This window comes from Hymenobacter agri (assembly GCF_054778495.1).
Genome location: NZ_BAAGZM010001105.1, coordinates 1 through 820, shown reverse-complemented (window position 1 = coordinate 820; position 820 = coordinate 1). Strand labels below are relative to the sequence as shown.

The window sequence follows — 820 nt, the reverse complement described above, 5'->3', positions numbered from 1 at the left end:
GGGCCGGGCGGGGGCATCGGGGGCCTCGTCGGGCAGCAGGTGGGGCAGGAACACCAGCGTGGCCACCGCCGCGCCCACCAGGCTAAGGCCGGCAAACGTGCCCAAATCCTGCAACACGGGCACGTTCACAAACTGCAAGCACAGAAAGCCCGCAATGGTGGTGAGGCTGCCGATGGTGAGCGGGAAGGCCAGCTCCCGAATCACGGTTTCGGCCTGCGGGTGGAAGCGGTGGTGCGTGAGGTAGTGCAGCGAGTAGTTTACGGCAATGCCCAGCACCACCGAGCCCGCCGCCACGGCAATCACCGAAATCGAACCCTTGACGGTAGCAATAACGGCCAGCGCAAACAGCCCGCCCACCAGCACCGGCACCAGCATCAGCCCCGCCGCCGACAGCCGCCGGAAAAACAGCAGAATCACGCCCAGCAGCAGCCCCAGCGAGATGAGCAGCGTCAGGTGGGTATCAGCCCGAATCTGGGTGGCGTTGGCGGCGGCCACGGCGGGCGCCCCGAAGTAGTGCACCCGGTAGCGCCCGCCGGCTTTGGCCTGAATCAGCTTATCGAGCCGGGCGAAGAATTCGATGTTCTTGGCGGTGTTACTCGACGGGTATTTTGGGTCGATGAACAGGAATAGGTGCCGCCGGTCGCGCGAGAAGAAATGGTCATTGTAGAGCTCCACGTTCTCGTCGGGCTTGAAGTCCTTGAGCTTGCCCAGCACCACGTAGCCGAAGCCCAGCGGGTCGGCGGCGATGAAGGGGCGCAGGGCCACGCCGGCCGGCCCAATCAGGTTGCGGATGTTGGCGCCCACGGTGCGGGCCATGGCA

At 65.6% G+C, this 820-nt stretch carries 1 protein-coding gene; it reads right to left on the bottom strand.

The annotated features are described in order from the left end of the window. On the bottom strand, nucleotides 1-820 hold an 820-nt coding region (locus ACYVDE_RS24750; RefSeq protein WP_460504176.1), incomplete at both ends, for an MMPL family transporter.